General features: G+C 63.2%; 19 protein-coding genes, 1 tRNA gene and 1 pseudogene. 12 read left to right on the top strand and 9 right to left on the bottom strand.

Annotation, left to right across the window (positions count from 1 at the left end):
* Window positions 1-13: 13 nt before the first annotated feature.
* The 4 genes from QCE73_RS06340 to QCE73_RS06325 form a co-directional block, all read right to left on the bottom strand.
* A complete protein-coding gene (locus QCE73_RS06340; RefSeq protein WP_309880276.1) occupies window positions 14-196 on the bottom strand; it encodes a hypothetical protein in 183 nt (60 codons plus the stop codon).
* A 225-nt stretch (window positions 197-421) separates the two neighbouring features.
* Entirely contained in the window at window positions 422-706 is a 285-nt protein-coding gene (locus QCE73_RS06335) for a DUF1488 domain-containing protein (RefSeq protein ID WP_035498949.1), read from the bottom strand.
* A gap of 201 nt (window positions 707-907) precedes the next feature.
* Window positions 908-1,261 carry a hypothetical protein gene (locus QCE73_RS06330; RefSeq protein ID WP_309880275.1) on the bottom strand — a complete coding sequence of 118 codons (354 nt, stop codon included), beginning with the start codon at window positions 1,259-1,261 and terminating at the stop codon, window positions 908-910.
* Entirely contained in the window at window positions 1,261-1,527 is a 267-nt protein-coding gene (locus QCE73_RS06325; protein WP_035498818.1) for a hypothetical protein, read from the bottom strand. The genes QCE73_RS06330 and QCE73_RS06325 overlap by 1 nt, the downstream gene beginning before the upstream one ends.
* A 307-nt stretch (window positions 1,528-1,834) precedes the next feature.
* Here QCE73_RS06325 and QCE73_RS06320 point away from each other — a divergent pair, with 307 nt between their 5' ends.
* On the top strand, window positions 1,835-2,218 hold the full coding sequence (locus QCE73_RS06320) for a hypothetical protein (protein ID WP_309880273.1): 384 nt from the start codon (window positions 1,835-1,837) through the stop codon (window positions 2,216-2,218).
* A gap of 21 nt (window positions 2,219-2,239) precedes the next feature.
* On the opposite strand, the gene QCE73_RS06315 is transcribed toward QCE73_RS06320, so the two are convergent.
* Complete coding sequence (locus QCE73_RS06315) at window positions 2,240-2,578, bottom strand: multidrug efflux SMR transporter (RefSeq protein WP_035498820.1); 339 nt, start codon at window positions 2,576-2,578, stop codon at window positions 2,240-2,242.
* A 36-nt stretch (window positions 2,579-2,614) separates the two neighbouring features.
* Window positions 2,615-3,112 carry a heme-degrading domain-containing protein gene (locus QCE73_RS06310; RefSeq protein ID WP_309880271.1) on the bottom strand — a complete coding sequence of 166 codons (498 nt, stop codon included), beginning with the start codon at window positions 3,110-3,112 and terminating at the stop codon, window positions 2,615-2,617.
* Between QCE73_RS06310 and QCE73_RS06305 the strand changes: the two genes are divergently transcribed.
* On the top strand, window positions 3,111-3,371 hold the full coding sequence (locus QCE73_RS06305) for a hypothetical protein (RefSeq protein WP_309880270.1): 261 nt from the start codon (window positions 3,111-3,113) through the stop codon (window positions 3,369-3,371). The two genes, QCE73_RS06310 and QCE73_RS06305, sit on opposite strands and share 2 nt — an antisense overlap.
* Here QCE73_RS06305 and QCE73_RS06300 read toward each other — a convergent pair.
* Window positions 3,350-3,426: transfer RNA gene (locus tag QCE73_RS06300), tRNA-Met, on the bottom strand. The genes QCE73_RS06305 and QCE73_RS06300 overlap by 22 nt on opposite strands.
* A gap of 192 nt (window positions 3,427-3,618) precedes the next feature.
* On the opposite strand from QCE73_RS06300, the gene QCE73_RS06295 reads away from it, so the two are divergent.
* The 3 genes from QCE73_RS06295 to QCE73_RS06285 all read left to right on the top strand — a co-directional run bounded on the left by QCE73_RS06295 (window position 3,619) and on the right by QCE73_RS06285 (window position 4,916).
* Entirely contained in the window at window positions 3,619-3,999 is a 381-nt protein-coding gene (locus tag QCE73_RS06295; protein ID WP_309880269.1) for a DUF2946 domain-containing protein, read from the top strand.
* A gap of 115 nt (window positions 4,000-4,114) precedes the next feature.
* On the top strand, window positions 4,115-4,477 hold the full coding sequence (locus tag QCE73_RS06290; RefSeq protein ID WP_309880268.1) for a copper resistance protein CopC: 363 nt from the start codon (window positions 4,115-4,117) through the stop codon (window positions 4,475-4,477).
* Window positions 4,478-4,484: 7 nt separating this feature from the next.
* Complete coding sequence (locus QCE73_RS06285; protein WP_309880267.1) at window positions 4,485-4,916, top strand: copper chaperone PCu(A)C; 432 nt, start codon at window positions 4,485-4,487, stop codon at window positions 4,914-4,916.
* A 75-nt stretch (window positions 4,917-4,991) separates the two neighbouring features.
* Here the strand turns inward: QCE73_RS06285 and QCE73_RS06280 are convergent, their stop codons facing one another.
* Entirely contained in the window at window positions 4,992-7,547 is a 2,556-nt protein-coding gene (locus QCE73_RS06280; protein WP_035498823.1) for a penicillin-binding protein 1A, read from the bottom strand.
* 490 nt (window positions 7,548-8,037) lie between these two features.
* Here QCE73_RS06280 and QCE73_RS06275 point away from each other — a divergent pair.
* From QCE73_RS06275 to QCE73_RS06265, 3 genes and pseudogenes are all read left to right on the top strand, one after another.
* A pseudogene (locus QCE73_RS06275) lies at window positions 8,038-8,325 on the top strand (plasmid mobilization protein); the annotation flags it as partial.
* A gap of 333 nt (window positions 8,326-8,658) precedes the next feature.
* Window positions 8,659-9,339 (top strand): PspA/IM30 family protein, encoded by a 681-nt coding sequence (locus QCE73_RS06270; protein WP_035498952.1) that lies wholly within the window; start codon window positions 8,659-8,661, stop codon window positions 9,337-9,339.
* A gap of 147 nt (window positions 9,340-9,486) precedes the next feature.
* Window positions 9,487-10,701, top strand: a complete 1,215-nt coding sequence (locus tag QCE73_RS06265) for a tetratricopeptide repeat protein (RefSeq protein WP_309880265.1) — start codon at window positions 9,487-9,489, stop codon at window positions 10,699-10,701.
* Between the two features lie 355 nt (window positions 10,702-11,056).
* Here the strand turns inward: QCE73_RS06265 and glgX are convergent, their stop codons facing one another.
* The gene (gene glgX, locus QCE73_RS06260) at window positions 11,057-13,267 is read right to left on the bottom strand and encodes a glycogen debranching protein GlgX (RefSeq protein ID WP_035498829.1); all 2,211 of its coding nucleotides are present in this window, start codon (window positions 13,265-13,267) and stop codon (window positions 11,057-11,059) included.
* Window positions 13,268-13,512: 245 nt separating this feature from the next.
* Here glgX and QCE73_RS06255 point away from each other — a divergent pair, with 245 nt between their 5' ends.
* The 4 genes from QCE73_RS06255 (at window position 13,513) to QCE73_RS06240 (ending at window position 16,755) form a co-directional block, all read left to right on the top strand.
* Complete coding sequence (locus QCE73_RS06255; protein ID WP_309880262.1) at window positions 13,513-14,898, top strand: DUF2252 domain-containing protein; 1,386 nt, start codon at window positions 13,513-13,515, stop codon at window positions 14,896-14,898.
* A 178-nt stretch (window positions 14,899-15,076) separates the two neighbouring features.
* Complete coding sequence (mscL, locus tag QCE73_RS06250; protein ID WP_035498832.1) at window positions 15,077-15,520, top strand: large conductance mechanosensitive channel protein MscL; 444 nt, start codon at window positions 15,077-15,079, stop codon at window positions 15,518-15,520.
* Window positions 15,521-15,842: 322 nt separating this feature from the next.
* Complete coding sequence (locus tag QCE73_RS06245; protein ID WP_035498834.1) at window positions 15,843-16,334, top strand: hypothetical protein; 492 nt, start codon at window positions 15,843-15,845, stop codon at window positions 16,332-16,334.
* 214 nt (window positions 16,335-16,548) lie between these two features.
* Window positions 16,549-16,755, top strand: a complete 207-nt coding sequence (locus tag QCE73_RS06240) for a dodecin (protein ID WP_035498835.1) — start codon at window positions 16,549-16,551, stop codon at window positions 16,753-16,755.
* Window positions 16,756-16,974: the final 219 nt, after the last annotated feature.

Below are 16,974 nucleotides of genomic sequence, written 5' to 3'. Positions count from 1 at the left end.
CGCCCGCGCGCGCTCAGATAGTGATCTTGGCGTCGTCGTCGCGGCGCGGGGCCGCCCGATAAAGCGGCTCGTCCGAGTCGCTCAGCAGAACCGATGCGAACACGATGCACAACGCAAGAATCAGCACACCAACGGCTGCCCAGATGAGCCATAGCGCATTGGACTCGACAAGTGAGTGAAAAAAGGATTGAAGCATGACGACCCCGCGCGATTTTTATATTTGATTGCTCAAGAAGCGCATGCCTTCGAGCAAATAATGTGCCGAGCGAATCGCATCGCGTGCGGCGAATAGAGCGATGGTACTCCGTTGCGCGATCACGCGGAAGGAGGCGCAACGCATCCGCCGCCGATAAAGCACACGGTGCGATGGAGGTCTTACATCGCGCCGTGTAAGAGAAGAAGGTGCGTGTGCGTCAGCGCATCAGACCGTGACGCGTCCGGGCGGAAAGTGTCCGCTTTTCAGGAGCACCGGCATACCGTTGGTCACGCGCAGATGCTCGCGCGCCACGGCTTCGATGCGCGTGCGGCCCGAATCGAACGCATCGATCCAGCCGGCGCTGTCGTAGGTTTGCGCGCCGAAATGATCTTCCAGCGCTTCCACCGAAATCGCGCACGGCACGCGCCGTCCGTCGACGATCGCGGCGAACTCGATGGTCAGATTGGCATCGCGGTAATCGGGCGCGTCGGGGAGGAATCGAATATCCATGATTGTCTCGTTGCTGATGCGTGGCGCCCGGTCGGGAAAGCATCGGGCCGGCGCCAACGCGAAGACGTTCAAGCGCTTCATTGCTCCGCTTCATTGCTCCATTCGATGCGAATGTGTTTGCAGCGCCGCAAACGATCGCACGAATCGATTCGGCGACTATGGTACTCGCGCTCGCGCCACGCGGTCCAGCGCCCGCGCCGTTCACGCGGCAAGAACGGTTTCGTCGACATCCACGACGAGCAGCGAACTCGCCAGAGGGTCCGCGTAGTTGAAGTCGAGCAGCCGGCTCATGTCGCGCACGCGCTCGCATACGCGTTGCCGCGCCTCCTCCGACAGATGCGGATAGTCGCGCAACACCTGCGCGTCGAAGCGATAGTGCACGCCCCACGCGATGTTGCCGGGATGATTCGCCACGCCGCCGGTACGCCAGCTCACGAAGAGCGCGGGCGTCGCCTCGAGACCGATTTCCGCGACATCCGCGCCGCTCGGAAAAAGGTCGATCAGGCAATTCGCGACGTCGTACAGCACGGTGTGTCGAAGATGGATGGGACGCATCACGTCGCTTGCAGCAAGCGGTCGATGTATTCGCGCGCGGCCTGCTCCACATGCACGAGCGCCTCGCCTTCGGTCGCAAAACGCCGCTCGGGTCCGAGATCGACCAGCGCCTCGAAGCGATGCGCGTCGTCCGGTCCGCCGCGCGCGAGACTGACCGAGCCGACATAGATCGGCGCATCGCCGTCATGCTCGCCGTGCGACTGCACGAGCCGCGCAGAAGCGCTGATGTAATACCCTCGATATGGCCCCGTGACTCTTTCCGCCATGACTTTCTCTCCCTTTTTTCGCTCGCGGCACTTGTGTCCTGCCGTCCGATAGGCAATTCCAACCGAAACTGCAGAGGTTAAGGTGCGCGATCCGGAAAATAGTTCAGCGGATCTGCGCAACCAATCGTGGTTCCGCAAGCATCGCGCCCGCGCGGCCATCGCGCTTCGGGCGTGCGTCGCGCGGATAACAACCGCTTACGTGTCGCGTAAGCAGCGTATGGGACAATGCACATCTCAAAAAATGCGCCCTCCCCGCGAACTCGAGTCCGGCGGACGCATATCGTCATTTCGCTCTCACGAGGTAAAGATGAAGGAACCTGGTCGGCGCATGCGCCGTATCTCCGCACGCGCCGCACATGACGGCGCCGTTTCGCGTGTCTCGTGGCTGCGTAGCGCAGCACTCGGCGCGGCTGTCGTCGCGATCTCGGGTCTCGGCGCGTGCGCGTCGTCGAACGAAGCGTCGCTCATCAATCTGCCCGATGGACAGACCGGCTATGCCGTCAACTGCAGCGGCGCGGACGCCGGATCGAGCTGGGCGAGCTGCTATGTGCTCGCCGGCAAGAAATGCGGCGCGACGGGTTACGACATCGTCTCGAAAGATAACGAGGAAGGCGGCCCGACCGGCGGCGGCATCACCAACGTGATCTCGGCGAACGTCAAGAATCGCTCGATGATCGTGCGCTGCAAGTAAGCCTGCGCACGATCGGGCGTGTCAGTGCGCGCTCATCTTCGAGAACGCATTGAGCACCACGACGCCCGCCACGATGAGGCCCATGCCGAGCATGGCGGGCAGATCGGGCGTCTGCTTGAAGAGCAGCGCCGCGACGATCGTGATGAGCACGATGCCCGCGCCCGACCACACGGCATACACGACGCCGACGGGCAACGCGCGCAGCGTCAGCGAAAGCAGATAGAACGACAGCCCGTAGCCGACCACGACGATGGCCGCGGGCAGCGCGCGCGTGAAGCCGTCGGAGGCGCGCAGCGCGGAGGTCGCGACGACTTCGGCGACGATCGCGATGGCGAGAAGCACATAAGCGGTTGAGCGCATCTTGGTTGTCGTGTCGATTCGAGGATGTCGAAGACGTCAGTCGCGGCCGAGCGAAAGATGGCCGAAGTTCTCGCCGAGCACCGCGCATAGCGCTTCGACGACCATCTGATGATCGTCGCGCTGCGGAAGCCCCGACACCGCGACCGAACCGATCACGCCCGCGCCCGATACGCGCAACGGAAACGCGCCGCCGTGCGTCGCGAACTCGGCGGGATCGAGAGCGTGTTTGTCGGCGAGCGTCGCACCGGCCTGTTGCAGCGCGAGCCCGATTGCATACGAGCTGCGTCGAAAATGCTCGACGGTGCGCGACTTGCGTTCGATCCAGCGCGCGTTGTCGGGCGTGGTGTTGTCCATCGCGGCATAGAAGAGCTTGCGCCCGAACGTACGCACGTCGATGACGACGGCCGCGTCGCGCGCGAGCGCCATCTCGCGCAATTGCGAGCCGATCTGCCACGCATGCTCGGCGTGAAACTGCTGAAACACGAGCGTGTGTTCCTGATGCGCGATAGCCTGCAGAACGTGTGGAATGTCCATGAGCGAGGACTCCTTTTATCGTGCGTGGAGTGGGATTGGATTGGCGCATGTGCATGCACCGGTCTTTGCGATTTTGACATGCGCATGTGAAGTCGCCACATGCGCTTCGGCCATGAACTGGTTCGATTGCGACTTCGTGCGGTTCTTGAGTTCGCACGGTGGACGCATCGCGATGCGCGCGCTGAAAAGCAAAAAGCCCGGCTTGACCGGGCTTTTCTGCGTGATGCTGGACGGTGTTGGTTGCGGGGGTAGGATTTGAACCTACGACCTTCGGGTTATGAGCCCGACGAGCTGCCAGACTGCTCCACCCCGCGTCCGTCGAAGAAAAGATTATAAGTCCTCGCTTACTTTGTCGCAAGCCCCCATCTGCTTCGATCAAAGAAAAAGAAGAAGCGAAGCGTCGATGCTGCGTCGATGCGACTCGCTCCGATGCAAAGCGCGTGAAAACACGCATGGCATAATCGTCCGCTCAGCATGGTATGTATCGATAACGGATCAAACGCGACATGCATCACTTGCGTCGGGGCATCATCGGGAAGATAAGCGGGTTCGCGGCGATATGCGCGATCCTGCTGCTCTCGCTCGCGCCGGTCGCATCGCAGGCGTTCGAACATGCGCGCATCGAATCGATGCTCGCTTCCGTGTGCGCCGCCGATGCACGCACATCGCACGATTCGCATCCGGTCGAACACGACGCCGTCGGTCATCTTCAGGTGTGCGCTTATTGCGACCTCATCGCGCACGCACCGACGCCGCCGGCATCGCTCGATCGAACCTTCTCCGCGTTCCCGTCAAACGAAACATTCGCCGACGCCACCTTCGACGATGCGCCGCGCCGCGCATTGCTCAACGCCGCGCAACCGCGCGCCCCGCCCGCCTTCGCCTGATTCACGCGCCTACGCGCGGACTTCGTTCATCGCACCGCGCGAGATGAAGTCCGCCATTCGCACGCAGCAAACATTGCTCGACAAGCCAGCGGCTTCGAGCACGCAAGGAACCATCATGCTTTCATCATCGATCATGCGCGGCGCGCTCGCGCTGGCGTTCATCGGCTCGGCGCAGCTCGCGCTCGCGCATGCATTGCCGAAGGTGCAACAGCCCGGCCCCGGCGCGACTGTCAGCGCGCCGCACGAAGTCGCGATCGACTTCGGCGAAGCGCTCGAACCGACCTTCAGCAAGCTCATCGTCACCAATGCTCAGGGCACGCAGATCAACACCGCGAAATCCGCCGTCGATGCCAGCGACAAGAAGCACATGAGCGTCGCGCTTCCCGATCTCGCGCCGGGCGTCTACAAGGTGCAATGGACCGCGGTCGCGGCGGACGGGCATCGCACGCAAGGTCACTACAACTTCACCGTCAAGTGAGAACGCAATGAAAAAAATCGCTGTACTCGTGGGCACCCTCGCCTGCGCATCGCTCGCACAGGCCGCGACGCTCGAAGCCCGCGATTGCTGGATTCGCGCGATGCCGCCGAACCTGCCGTCATCGGGCTATTTCACCGTCGCGAATAACGGCGACAAACCCGCGACGCTCACCGCCGCGGCGACGCCCGCATTCGGCATGGCGATGATGCACAAGTCCGAAAGCAAAAGCGGCACGGCGACGATGTCGCCGGTCGATTCCGTCGATGTCCCCGCGCACGGCACGCTGAGCTTCGCGCCGAAGGGCTATCACCTGATGCTCGAAGAGCCGCCCAAGCCGCTCAAGGTCGGCTCGACGATTCCCCTCACCCTTTCGTTCGCGGACAAGTCCACGCTCGACATGAAATGCGAAGTGAAGTCACCCGCGACCGTCGGACACTGAACGCACGCTTCCGAAATGCAAAGCGCGCCGGGTTTGCAGCCCGGCGCGCTTTTTTATCGACTGTGCTGCATCACCTCACGGCCTGCTGAACATGTCCATGATCTGCTTGCGTTCGTCGGTCGTGACTTGCGGTGTCGGCGGCGCCTGCATGCCCGCCGGTCCGACACCGCCCATCGTGGTCGCATCGCCCGCCATCGGATTGGTGTTGTCGAGCCCGATGCTCGCCACGAAGCCCGCGCCCGGCGTGCGGTCGGCGTAGAACAATTCGCCGTCCACTGTCGTGATGCCATCGGGCTTCGCCATCTGCTCCTGCGGAATGCCGCGCAGCGCACGTCCCATGTACTCGACCCAGATCGGCAACGCGAGCTGCGCGCCGAACTCGCGGCTGCCGAGCGTCTTGGGCTGGTCATAGCCCATCCACGCAACCGCGACGAGCTGCTTCTGATAACCGGCGAACCAGCCATCCTTCGCGTCGTTGGTCGTACCGGTCTTGCCTTGCAGGTCGTTGCGCTTGAGCACATTGGTGCCCGAGCCGGTGCCCTGCGTCGCGACCGTATGCAGCAGGCTGTTCATGATGTACGCGTTGCGCGGCTCCAGTGTCTGCGGCGCATTGCTGCCGGCCATGAGCGGATTGGCGCGCGAGATCACGGTGCCGCGCGCATCGGCGACGTCGGCGATGAGATACGGATTGATGCGATAGCCGCCGTTCGCGAACACCGAATACGCGCCGCTCAGTTGCAAGGGCGTGACGAGGCCGGCGCCGAGCGCGAGCGGGAGATAAGGCGGCGTCTTGTCCTTGTCGAAACCGAACTTCTGCGTGACGAAGTCCTGCGCGTAGCCCGTGCCGATATACGACAGAATGCGGATCGAAACCAGGTTCTTCGACTTCTGCAGGCCGGTGCGCATCGACATCGGGCCGTCGGGCTGGTCGTCGTCCTTCGGTTCCCACGCATCGCCGCCGCCCGCCGCGGGGAAGTACAGCGGCGCATCGTTGATGATGGTCGCCGGTCCCAGCCCCTTGTCGAGCGCCGCCGAATAGATGAACGGCTTGAAGCTCGAACCCGGCTGACGCCATGCCTGCGTGATGTGATTGAACTTGTTCTTGTTGAAGTCGAAGCCACCGACGAGCGCGCGGATCGCGCCATCCTGCGGCGTCATCGAAACCAGCGCGCCCTCGACCTGCGGCAGTTGCGTGATCTGCCAGTTGCCCTTGTCGTCCTTCGTGAGGCGCACGATCGAACCCGGCTTGATCGCAAGCGCCTTCGACGCATTGTTGCGCAGCCCCGCCGCCACGAAGCGCAGTCCTTCGCCTGCGATGGTCGCGGTATCGCCGCCGACGAACTGCGCCGTCACCTGCTTCGGGCTCGCGGCCGTCACGACCGCCGCGACGAGTTCGCCGTTGTCCGGATGATCGACGAGCGCGTCTTCGATCGCCTCGGCGCGATCGTCCGCGTTGGACGGCAGATTGATGTTGCCCTCCGGCCCGCGATAGCCATGCCGGCGCTCGTAATCCATCACGCCCTTGCGCACGGCCTTGTACGCGGCGTCCTGATCGGCGGAATCGATGGTCGTCGTCACCGTGAGGCCGCGCGTGTACGTTTCTTCCTTGTACTGCGCGTACATCATCTGCCGCACCATTTCCGCGACGTATTCCGCATGCACGCCGTACTCGGTGCCCGCGGACTTCGTGTGGAGGTCCTCGGCGATCGCCTGATCGTACTGTTCGCGCGTGATGAAGTTCAGGTCCAGCATGCGCTTGAGAATGTATTGCTGACGCACCTTCGCGCGCTTCGGATTGACGACCGGGTTATACGCCGACGGCGCTTTCGGCAGGCCGGCGAGCATCGCCGCTTCGGCGAGCGAGATGTCCTTCAGATCCTTGCCGAAGTACACGCGCGCCGCAGCCGAAAAGCCGTAGGCGCGCTCGCCGAGATAAATCTGGTTCATGTACAGCTCGAGAATCTGATCCTTCGTCAGCGCGCGCTCGATCTTGTACGCGAGCAGCATCTCGTAGATCTTGCGCGTGTACGTCTTCTCGCTCGACAGAAAGAAGTTGCGCGCGACCTGCATCGTGATCGTGCTCGCGCCCTGCGATGCGCCGCCATGCGTGAGATCGGTCACGCCCGCGCGCAGAATGCCCACGAAGTCGACGCCGCCGTGATCGTAAAAGCGGTAATCCTCGATTGCGAGGACGGCCTTCTTCATCTGATCGGGAATATCCTGGAAGCGCACAAGGCTGCGCCGCTCTTCGCCGAACTCGCCGATCAGCACGTGATCGGCGGTATAGACGCGCAGCGGCACCTTCGGCCGGTAGTCGATCAGCGCATTGAGCGACGGCAGATTCGGCCCCATGACGACGAGCGCATAGCCGACGATGAGCGCGCCGATCACGACGCCGATAGCAGCGAGCCCCGCGAACCAGAGCGCGATGCGCGCGAAGGGCGAACGGCCTCGGCCGCCGCCGTTGCGATCGTTACGGCCATTGCCGCCATTGCGGCCGTTTCCGCCGTTGCGCCCGCCGCCGTCGCGGCCGCCCGAGTCATTGCGTGAGTCGTTGCGAGAGTCGTTCCAGCGGGGTTCGCGATCGTATCGCGAGGATTTGGATGAGTCGGGTCGTTTGATGATAGGCATGACTGGGTTCGTTCGGCGCGCCGTGAAGCGCGCGCTGCCGAGCTGCGATGCGATGCGCCGAAGCTCTGGCGCGACTGCAAAGGCGGGACGTGTGAATGTGCGGGCCGGTATCGACCGAGATAACAGCGCATTTTAAAGAATTCGCGCGCGCCACTACAAAACCAGCGGGAATTTTTTGTAAGTAAATGCCCGCGCGCCGCCGGAACGCGCGTGAATGTTGGGTTACCCACAGAAAGTGTTGAGAGCCTTGTAGACAACCGTATGAGAAAATAGCCAAGTCGTTGATCGCGCGCCGTTTTTGCGCAACGCTCAAACTCATTCGATGCGCGGTGGTTCACACGCACGGCCGCCCGCAAACCGATATGATGGTTGAGTGGATCGCAGGTTCCCCGGAACAGCTCGGGCGGGCCTGCAGTAACGATGTCGTGCCGTTTGATGAACCGAAGTCGCGATCGTCCCATACGATTGCCTTACTGTTTGCGAGCCGCTCATGACGACCAAACCCAGCGAACGCATCGTTGTTTTCGTGACCCCCGCGCAGAAGCTGGCCATCAGCAAGACAGCGGACAACCTCGGCATCAGCGTGAGCGAGCTCATGCGACGCGCGGTGCTCAACTTCAACGCGACGAGCGAGCAGATCAAGGTCGCGGGCATCGTCGATCGTCTGCGTGCGCCGAAAGCCCCCGATGCGCTCAACGTCGCGCTTAAGAGCGTCGCCGCGAAAGCCGCCGCGCGCGAGGCCCGCGAAGCGGCGGCGAGCGCAACCAAGCGCGCCGCGCAGGCACGCACCGTTTCGCAAGCTCAGCAAGCTCAATCCGAAGAGGATGCCGAGCACGACACGGATCAGGGCGACGATGCCTCGCTGACGGACGACACGCGTTCCGAACGCTAGTCGCCGCTACCGTGGTCCGCTTCTCCGGCACGGCGCATCGTTACACTCCTTAACCTTCCGTTAAGTCCCGATTAAGTCACGGCATGATCTAATGAGCGGGTAAACCCGGCGTGAGCGTGAGGCTCACGACGCTTGCAATCCCGCCCATTGCGCCTCACATTCGAGCCGCGTGGCACGCAGATGGGCGCGCACGCCGCCGTCTTCATCCAGGAGAAATACATGTCGCTTTTCGATTCCATCACGCGCACGGTCAGAGGCCTCTTGAACGACGCCGCCGACACTATGCAGGACCCTTCGCGCGACGCACGCCAGATCGTGCGCGAGCTCGACGACAGCATCGCGAAGGCGGAGAACTCGCTCATCGAGATAGAAGCGCAGGTCGCGACGCAGCAAAGCAAGCGCGACGCCGCAGCAGATAAAGCGAAGAAGTACGAAGACGGCGCGAAGCGCGCGCTGCAGTCGGGCGATGAAAGTCTCGCGCGCGAAGCACTCGCGGCGCAGTCGAACGCCGAAACCGAACGCGACGCGCTCGCGGCGGAACTCCAGACGCTCGTGCCTTCGGTCGAGCATCTGAAAAAGCAGATCGCGGACATGCGCCAGCGCCGCAACGATCTCAACGCGCGCTCGAATATTCTTCAGGCCAAGCAGCAGATCGCGCAGGCGAAGGACACGGCGGCTACCGCGCTGGGCGGCATCGGCGGAAAGAATCTTTCCGAAGACTTTCAGAAGCTCGAAGACAAGGTTCAACTCGCCAACGCCCGCTCGGACGCGCGTCTGAATTCGGCGGACCAGAACTCCGGCAAGGCGCTCGACGACAAGCTCGCCGCGCTCAATCGCGGGCCATCGGTGGAAGATCGTCTCGAAGCGCTGAAGAAGCAGTTGAACACGCCGGCGCAGTAAGTGCTGCATCTGAAAGGCCGCGGCGCGCGGCGAACTTCCGGGTCCGCCGCGCGTCGCACGAATATGCGTTACCTTGAGCATCACGACTTGCATCACCCGTTTGCAGCATCGACAGGAGACGGACGTTCATCGCGTCCGGCCCGCATCATGAAAAAGACTTTGACGGCTCTGGCGTTGTCGCTGTCGCTCGCTTCTCCGCTCGCGTTCGCCGTGCCGACCGCGCAGCAGGTCGAGCAGTCGATGACGCAGGGCAACTGGCAACAGGCCGACACCCAGTTGAGCGAAGTGCTCAGCGCGCATCCGAAGAACGCGCATGCGCACTACCTGTATGCGCAGGTGCTCGACCGCGAGGGCCGCTATAGCGACGCGCTTTCGCAACTCCAGCAGGCAAAATCGCTCGATCCCTCGCTGAGCTTCACCGATCCGTCGCGCTTCGCCGCCACGCAAGCCCGCATTCAGGCCGATTCGACGCGCGCAAGCATCTCGCCGCGCTCGAACAACGGCGCGACTACTTCGAGCGCGCAGAATCCGTTCAATCAGGAGCAGGCCGCCGCCGCGCCGCAAAAGCACGGCATCGGCATGGGCGCGTGGATCGGCTTCGCGCTGCTGATCGCGGCGATCGCGCTGGTGCTGCGCTGGGGCTTGCGACGTGCCCGCGCACGTGACGACGGTCAGGCCGAGAACGACCGCCGCTCGCAGATCAAGCGCGCGACCGAACTGCTCAACGACGTGCGCACGCTCAAGCTCGACGTCCGGCTCTCCACCGCGCCGGGTCACGAGGCGCTCCTCAAGGATGTCGAAGGCGCGGAGACGCAGTTGCGCGAGATGGTCGAGTCGCTGTCGAACTCGAAGAATCCGGTCCCGCCGTATGCGATCGAAGATCTGGCGAATCAGGTCGCGAGTCTGAAGGCTCGCGCCGAGGGCCGTCCCGATCCGAACGCCACGAACAACGCCCAGGCGGGCGCGGCGGCCGGCTCGCCGTATGCGCAGGAAGCCGAGCGTTTCGGACGCGGCCAGCAACAGTATCCGCAGCAAGGGCCCTATCCGCCTTATCCGCCGCAGCAGGGGCAGCAACCGCCCGTCATCATTCAGCAAGGCGGCGGCGGATTCGGCGGCGGCATGGGCGGACTGCTCACCGGCGTGTTGCTGGGCGAGGCGCTGTCGCATGGGCGCGATCGCGTGATCGAGCGCGAAGTGCCTGTCGATCGCCCGGCGCAAAACGACAACGGCGGTCTCGACTTCGGCAACAACAACAACGGCGGCGGCCTCGATTTCGGCAACGGCTCGAACGACTGGAACGATGGCAGCGGCGGCGGAGGCCTAGACCTCGGCAGCAGCGACGACAGCTGGCGCGATTCCTGACCTCGCCGCTTGCCGCGCACGCATGATCGAGGGCCCCGTTTGCGCGGGGCCCTTTTCGTTACGGCGTGAGGAATGGGCGCATCATCCGCCGCCGAGAAAACGCAACAGGCCCCACAGGAACTTGAAGAAGCCGACGATGAATTCCCAGATGCGTTCGAGCTGATCCCAGCTCGCGACGTGCAGAATGGCGTGCAGGATCATGCCGTCGGCGCAGCGCGGCCTTCGATGAGCGCGCGTTCATGCGTGAATGAAACAGGCATCGTGGAAAAAAGAAGGCGGCTCGCGCCGCCTCCTGTCTCTAGTGCAAAGAATCGCATGATACCCGGTCGCGCATGGCGTCCCGTCGATGCGAGCTTCAGCCCTCCGCTTTCTTCTCGTCGCTTTCGGGCGGCGCTTCGTCCGTCAGCGCTTCCTCCAGACGCTTGAAAATCCGCTTGGTCGCGCCGCGCGGCTGAAGCGCGAACAGCAGCAGCGAGCGGCCCGTCACCTGATACACGTCGTCGGAGCCGAACTCCGGCAATTCCTCGCGGATCGGCGCATTCGTGTCGATCAGGCAGATCCATTCGTCCGGGCCCGGAATATCGGGCAGCGTGAAATCGACCACGTCGTGATACGCATTCACGATCAGCAAAAGCGTCGCGTCCGATGCCGGCTTGCGGATGCCGGTCGCCTGCGCGCGGCCGTCGAAGACGATCGCGAAGCAGCGCATGTTCGGATCGTCCCATTGTTCCTGCGTGAGCTCGTCGCCGGTCGTGCCGAGCCATCTGACATCGGCCACCTGCAAGTCCTCGTTGTACTCGCCCGTGAGGAAGCGTTGGCGCCGCAGCACGGGCAGCGTGTGACGCAGCGTCGTCAGTTTGCGCACGAACTCGGCGAGCGCGCGGCCATCGTCGTCGATGTCCCAGTTCACCCAGCTGATGTCGTCGTCCTGGCAGTACGCGTTGTTGTTGCCCTTCTGCGTGCGGCCGAATTCGTCGCCCGCGAGCAGCATCGGCGTGCCTTGCGAGAACAGCAGCGTCGCGAGCAGGTTGCGCTTCTGGCGTTCACGCAGCGTGCGGATTTCCGCGTCGTCGGTCGGGCCTTCGGCGCCGCAGTTCCACGACTTGTTGTCCGAATGGCCGTCCTTGTTGTCCTCGCCGTTCGCATCGTTGTGCTTTTCGTTGTACGACACGAGATCGTTCAGCGTGAAGCCGTCGTGCGCGGTGATGAAGTTGACGCTCGCCCACGGCCTGCGTCCGCGCTTGTTGAACTTGTCGCCCGATGCGGTGATGCGCGTCGCCAGTTCCGGTGCAACACCTTCGTCGCCCTTCCAGAACTCGCGCACCGTGTCGCGATAGCGATCGTTCCATTCCGCCCAGCCCGGCGGAAATCCGCCGACCTGATAGCCGCCCGGCCCGCAATCCCACGGCTCCGCGATGAGCTTGACGCTCGACAGAATCGGGTCCTGCCGGCAACTGTCGAGAAAGCCGCCGCCTTCGTCGAAGCCGTACGGCTCGCGGCCGAGGATCGTCGCGAGGTCGAAACGGAAGCCGTCGACATTCATCTCCGTCACCCAGTAGCGCAGGCTGTCGGTGACCATCTGCAGCACGCGCGGATGCGAGAGATTGAGCGTGTTGCCCGTGCCGGTATCGTTGATGTAGTAGCGCGATTCCTCCGGCATCAGCCGGTAGTACGACGCATTGTCGATGCCGCGGAACGATAGCGTCGGCCCGCGTTCGTTGCCTTCGGCGGTGTGGTTGTACACGACGTCGAGAATCACTTCGAGGCCGGCTTCGTGCAGCCGGTCGACCATCTCCTTGAACTCGGCGACGACGCCCGGCCCGCGCGCGAAATAGCGCGGATCGGCAGCGAAAAAGCCGATGGTGTTGTAGCCCCAGTAATTCGTGAGGCCCTTGTCGAGCAAGTAACTATCGTTGACGAACGTATGGATCGGCAGCAGTTCCACCGACGTCACGCCGAGGCTCTTGATGTACTCGACCACTTCCTTCTGCCCGAGCCCTTCGAAGGTGCCGCGCATGTGCTCGGGAATCGCCGGATGCAGCTTCGTGTAGCCGCGCACGTGCGTCTCGTAGAAGATCGTGTGTTCCCACGGCACGCGCACGCGCGTCGCGTGGGTCCAGCTGAAGGTCTGATCGATGACCTGACACTTCTGCATGAAAGGCGCGCTGTCACGCTCGTCGAAGGTGAGATCGTCGCCTTCGGCGTCGAGCGTGTAGCCGAACAAGGCCGGATCCCATTGCAGCGTGCCGACGTGCGCTTTCGCGTAAGGATCGAGCAGCAGCTTGTTCGGATTGAAGCGATGGCCCGCTTCCGGTTCGTAAGGACCGTGCACGCGATAGCCGTAGACCGCGCCGGGTTCGAGCCCGTGCACGTAGACGTGCCAGACTTCATCGGTGTATTCGGGCAGCTCGATGCGCTGCGTTTCCTTCTCGCCCTTCTCGTCGAAGAGACATAGCTCGACCTTGGTCGCGTTCGCGGAAAAGAGCGCGAAATTAACGCCCTTTCCGTCCCAGTTCGCGCCGAGCGGAAACGGGGAGCCTTCGGCAATGCGGATTTCGTTCGGCATGAGATGATGTGTTCGAATGGTTGACGCGCGCTGCGTCGGGATCGTGCGTTGGCATTGCGGGGCTTCAAGCCGATCGTAAGGAGCATTTAGCGTGCCCGTTTGCGCTGTGTCGGCGCGCGGCTTGCTTCATACCTTCCGCGACGTCCGACGCCTCATGCCCGCCACGCGCCGCGTGTAAAACGTTCCGTGCCTGACGCTCCCCGGCACGTTCGACGCACGCGCTCATCGCCGAAGGAGAATACGCCTTGTCCACACGCCCAGGTTCCGCGTCGTCGAATTCCCCGCTCAACGGCACGGCCGAAGAGAGCCGCGCGGCCGGCCGCGCATTGCGCGACGCGGTTCCGTTCGACGCCCACGGCGCGTGGTCGCCCGAGCCCGATAGGCCCGATCCCGTCGAGCGCGTGCTCGCGGGCAACGCGGGTCGGCAGGAAAGGCTCATTCCGCTACGCATGCAGCGTATGGCCGAATCGCCGTTCGCGTTCCTGCGCGGCTCCGCGACCGTGATGGCGTGGGATTTGGCGAAGTCGCCATCGATCGGGCACAACGTCATCATCGACGGCGATGCGCACGTCAATAATTTCGGCCTTTTTCGCACGCCGCGCCAGGACGTCGTGTTCGATCTGAACGACTTCGACGAAACGCTCGTCGGTCCCTGGGAGTGGGATCTGAAGCGCCTGACCGCGAGCATCAATGTCGCGGCGCGCGAGAACGGCGTCGACGCCGCCGGGCGCGAGCGCGCGGTGCGCTCGGCATGCGCCGCGTATCGCACGACGATGGCCGATCTCTGGCAAGTGAGCCCCTACGATCTCTGGCAGATGCGCTCCTACGCGAGCGCGCTGCACATGGACGCCCCGACGAAACTCGACGCCGACGAGAAAGCGACCATCGAAAAGACCGTCGAGCGCGCGATGAAGCGCTCGCACGCGACGATGCTCGCGAAAGTCGCGGAACCTGTCGGCAAGAGCTATCGCTTCAAAGTCGATCCGCCGATCCTCACGAGCCTCGACGCCGCCGAAAAAAATCATGTGATCGATGGCCTGAAGGCGTATCTGCAGACCATCGCCGGCGAATGGCGCATGATGCTGGAGCGCTATGACGTCGTGGATGTCGCGCATCGCGTCGTCGGCGTGGGCAGTGTCGGCACGCGCGCGTATCTCGTGCTGATGCTCGGGCGCGCGCTCGGCGATCCGCTTTTCATTCAGGTGAAGGAAGGCATCGTGCCCGCCGCCGCGCCTTTCGTGCCGCCGCTCGACGAGCCGTATCGGCATCAGGGACGGCGCGTCGTGCATGGTCAGCGGCTTTTGCAGAGTTCGTCGGATGCGCTGCTCGGCTGGACGACCATCTCGGGCCGCGATTTCTACGTACGACAGATGAAACAGATTCGCGGATCGATTCCCATGGACTGGCTGCACGGCGCCACCTTCGATTTTTACGCGTGGTGTCTCGGCCTCCTGCTCGGCCGGGCCCACGCGCGCACGGGCGACGCCGCGCTCATCGCGGGGTATTGCGGCAACTCGGATCGCCTCGACGCGGCTTACGCGAGCTGGGCCGAACGCTACGGCGCGCAGACAGTCGCCGATCACGCCGCCTTTTGCGCGGCGATCAGCGTGGGCCGCGTGCCTGCCGCATGATGGTCGAAGGCGCGCGCGATTTTCGGCGCGCGGGCGGTCCGCAGTCGAATTGACTATCATTGACGCTGTCCGCGATGAAACGCACTTCGCTGCGCGTTTCGCGGATGTCTCAATGGCATAGCCCTTGCTGCCGCTTTGGCCCGCACAACCGTCTAACTCAAACTGGAGGAAGCCGCGCATGAGCATGATCGAAGAATTCAAGAACTTCGCCCTGAAGGGCAACGTCATGGACCTCGCGGTCGGTGTCATCATCGGCGGTGCATTCTCGACGATCGTGAACTCCGTCGTGAAGGATCTGATCATGCCGGTGGTCGGTCTTGCCACCGGTGGCCTCGACTTTTCAAACCTCTTCGTAAAACTCGGACAGATACCGCCAACCTTCAAGGGCAATCCGGATTCGTACAAGGACCTTCAGACGGCGGGCGTCGCCGTGTTCGGCTACGGCTCGTTCATCACGACGCTGATCAACTTCATCATCCTCGCGTTCATCATCTTTCTGATGGTCAAGTTCATCAACAATCTGCGCAAGCCTTCCGAAACCACGCCGCCGCCCGCGACGCCGGAAGACGTGCTGCTGCTGCGCGAAATCCGCGACGAACTGAAGAACGCGCCGCGCGTCTAGCCGGGCGAACCCGCTCGAAACGGGTGGAACCCGTGCGACGCGCATGGGTCTGCCCGGAGAGTCACCCCGCACGCTTGGTGCGCCCACCCGCTTTTTTCTTTACGAAAGCTGTTCGCGCGGGTAGCAGCGGGACTATTATTGGGATAGATGCTCAGAGGGATGCCAAGCGGGCCGCCAAACGGTTATCGGCACGAATCGTGCGCCAGGAACGTGCACCGGCATTTTGCTGGTGACAAGGATGAATGGCCCGATTCACCGTGACCTAATCACATCGATGCGCTATAAAAGATCGACGTGCGGCGCGCAAGACGGGAGTGGCCGCATGAGGACGCTGCGTTTCTTGCAATTCTTTTTCAGGCGAGTTTTTATGTCCTTCCCGAAAAAGCGTAAGCGCGTGAAGGCCGATGGCGACGAGTCTTTTCTCGCCGTGCTGCGGCATTTCAAGCCATTTGGTCAGCTCGACACGAAGATTGCCCGAGCTCGCGCCCAGGATGAACCGGTGCTGTACGCGCATGTCCTGCCGGGGCTCGATGTTCTTCTGTGCAGCGTGCGCGGCGCCCAGCCGCCGTACCCGGCCATCGACGAGCTGCACAGGCGCTGTGTCGAATCGATCACCAATGCGCTCGAGCAGCCGCTCGACGGACTGGAGAACGGCGGTTACTGGTACGAGGCGAACGGCTTTGGTTTCCTCGTGTTCGCGAGCCGCGCCCGAACGCAGATCCTGAGCGAATTCGGCGCGACGGTTTCGGCGCGCAGGCGCCGGGGCACGCGTCGCCAGGACGCGGGTGATGCTGCTTCGCGGCCGCTGCGCTGATCCTTCTCTGAGCTTTCCTGTTTCTCCCCGATGCATGCGGGCCTCGTGAACGAGGCCTCGCGTGCCGTTGTCTGCGCATCGACGTGCTTCGCGCAAACCCCGACTACTCCCGTAAGCGTTCCTGTCCTTTAATGGAAGCCACGCGCGAAAGCGTGATGGCGCGTGCCTTGCTGCACCGGAATACATCCCCTTGAGGGACTACAAGGAGAACACCATGTCGGAACACGTCTACAAGCAGATCGAACTGACCGGCTCATCGCCGCAATCGAGCGATGACGCCGTGCGCGTCGCGCTCGAGAAGGCGTCGAAAACGCTGCGCAACATGCACTGGTTCGAAGTGGTGGAAACACGAGGGCACATCGATGATGGCAAGGTCCTGCACTGGCAGGTGACGATCAAGGTGGGACTGCGTATCGATTGATGGCGGCGCCCCGGCGCGCCGGGGGTGGGCTTTCTGCAGGATCCCGTTGGCGTTCGATGATGGCTGCGTGCATGCCGGGGCCGGCTTTTTGCCGGATCCCGTTTTCGCGTCGGTCTATTCGTGTTGCCCCTGTGCGGGGCGGCAGTCACTTTCTTTGCTGCTGCAAAGAAAGTAACCAAAGAAACAGCTATCCCCAGCCTAAGCACTTCACACCGGCCG

It is taken from the genome of Caballeronia sp. LZ029, assembly GCF_031451275.1.
Classification (GTDB): domain Bacteria; phylum Pseudomonadota; class Gammaproteobacteria; order Burkholderiales; family Burkholderiaceae; genus Caballeronia; species Caballeronia jiangsuensis.
This window is presented reverse-complemented; position numbering and strand designations above follow the sequence as displayed.

Coding starts and splice junctions, on each gene's coding strand:
- QCE73_RS06340 (WP_309880276.1), bottom strand. CDS start 196: ATGCTTCAATCCTTTTTTCACTCACTTGTCGAGTCCAATGCGCTATGG.
- QCE73_RS06335 (WP_035498949.1), bottom strand. CDS start 706: ATGGATATTCGATTCCTCCCCGACGCGCCCGATTACCGCGATGCCAAT.
- QCE73_RS06330 (WP_309880275.1), bottom strand. CDS start 1,261: ATGCGTCCCATCCATCTTCGACACACCGTGCTGTACGACGTCGCGAAT.
- QCE73_RS06325 (WP_035498818.1), bottom strand. CDS start 1,527: ATGGCGGAAAGAGTCACGGGGCCATATCGAGGGTATTACATCAGCGCT.
- QCE73_RS06320 (WP_309880273.1), top strand. CDS start 1,835: ATGAAGGAACCTGGTCGGCGCATGCGCCGTATCTCCGCACGCGCCGCA.
- QCE73_RS06315 (WP_035498820.1), bottom strand. CDS start 2,578: ATGCGCTCAACCGCTTATGTGCTTCTCGCCATCGCGATCGTCGCCGAA.
- QCE73_RS06305 (WP_309880270.1), top strand. CDS start 3,111: ATGAGCGAGGACTCCTTTTATCGTGCGTGGAGTGGGATTGGATTGGCG.
- QCE73_RS06310 (WP_309880271.1), bottom strand. CDS start 3,112: ATGGACATTCCACACGTTCTGCAGGCTATCGCGCATCAGGAACACACG.
- QCE73_RS06295 (WP_309880269.1), top strand. CDS start 3,619: ATGCATCACTTGCGTCGGGGCATCATCGGGAAGATAAGCGGGTTCGCG.
- QCE73_RS06290 (WP_309880268.1), top strand. CDS start 4,115: ATGCTTTCATCATCGATCATGCGCGGCGCGCTCGCGCTGGCGTTCATC.
- QCE73_RS06285 (WP_309880267.1), top strand. CDS start 4,485: ATGAAAAAAATCGCTGTACTCGTGGGCACCCTCGCCTGCGCATCGCTC.
- QCE73_RS06280 (WP_035498823.1), bottom strand. CDS start 7,547: ATGCCTATCATCAAACGACCCGACTCATCCAAATCCTCGCGATACGAT.
- QCE73_RS06270 (WP_035498952.1), top strand. CDS start 8,659: ATGTCGCTTTTCGATTCCATCACGCGCACGGTCAGAGGCCTCTTGAAC.
- QCE73_RS06265 (WP_309880265.1), top strand. CDS start 9,487: ATGAAAAAGACTTTGACGGCTCTGGCGTTGTCGCTGTCGCTCGCTTCT.
- glgX (WP_035498829.1), bottom strand. CDS start 13,267: ATGCCGAACGAAATCCGCATTGCCGAAGGCTCCCCGTTTCCGCTCGGC.
- mscL (WP_035498832.1), top strand. CDS start 15,077: ATGAGCATGATCGAAGAATTCAAGAACTTCGCCCTGAAGGGCAACGTC.
- QCE73_RS06245 (WP_035498834.1), top strand. CDS start 15,843: ATGAGGACGCTGCGTTTCTTGCAATTCTTTTTCAGGCGAGTTTTTATG.
- QCE73_RS06240 (WP_035498835.1), top strand. CDS start 16,549: ATGTCGGAACACGTCTACAAGCAGATCGAACTGACCGGCTCATCGCCG.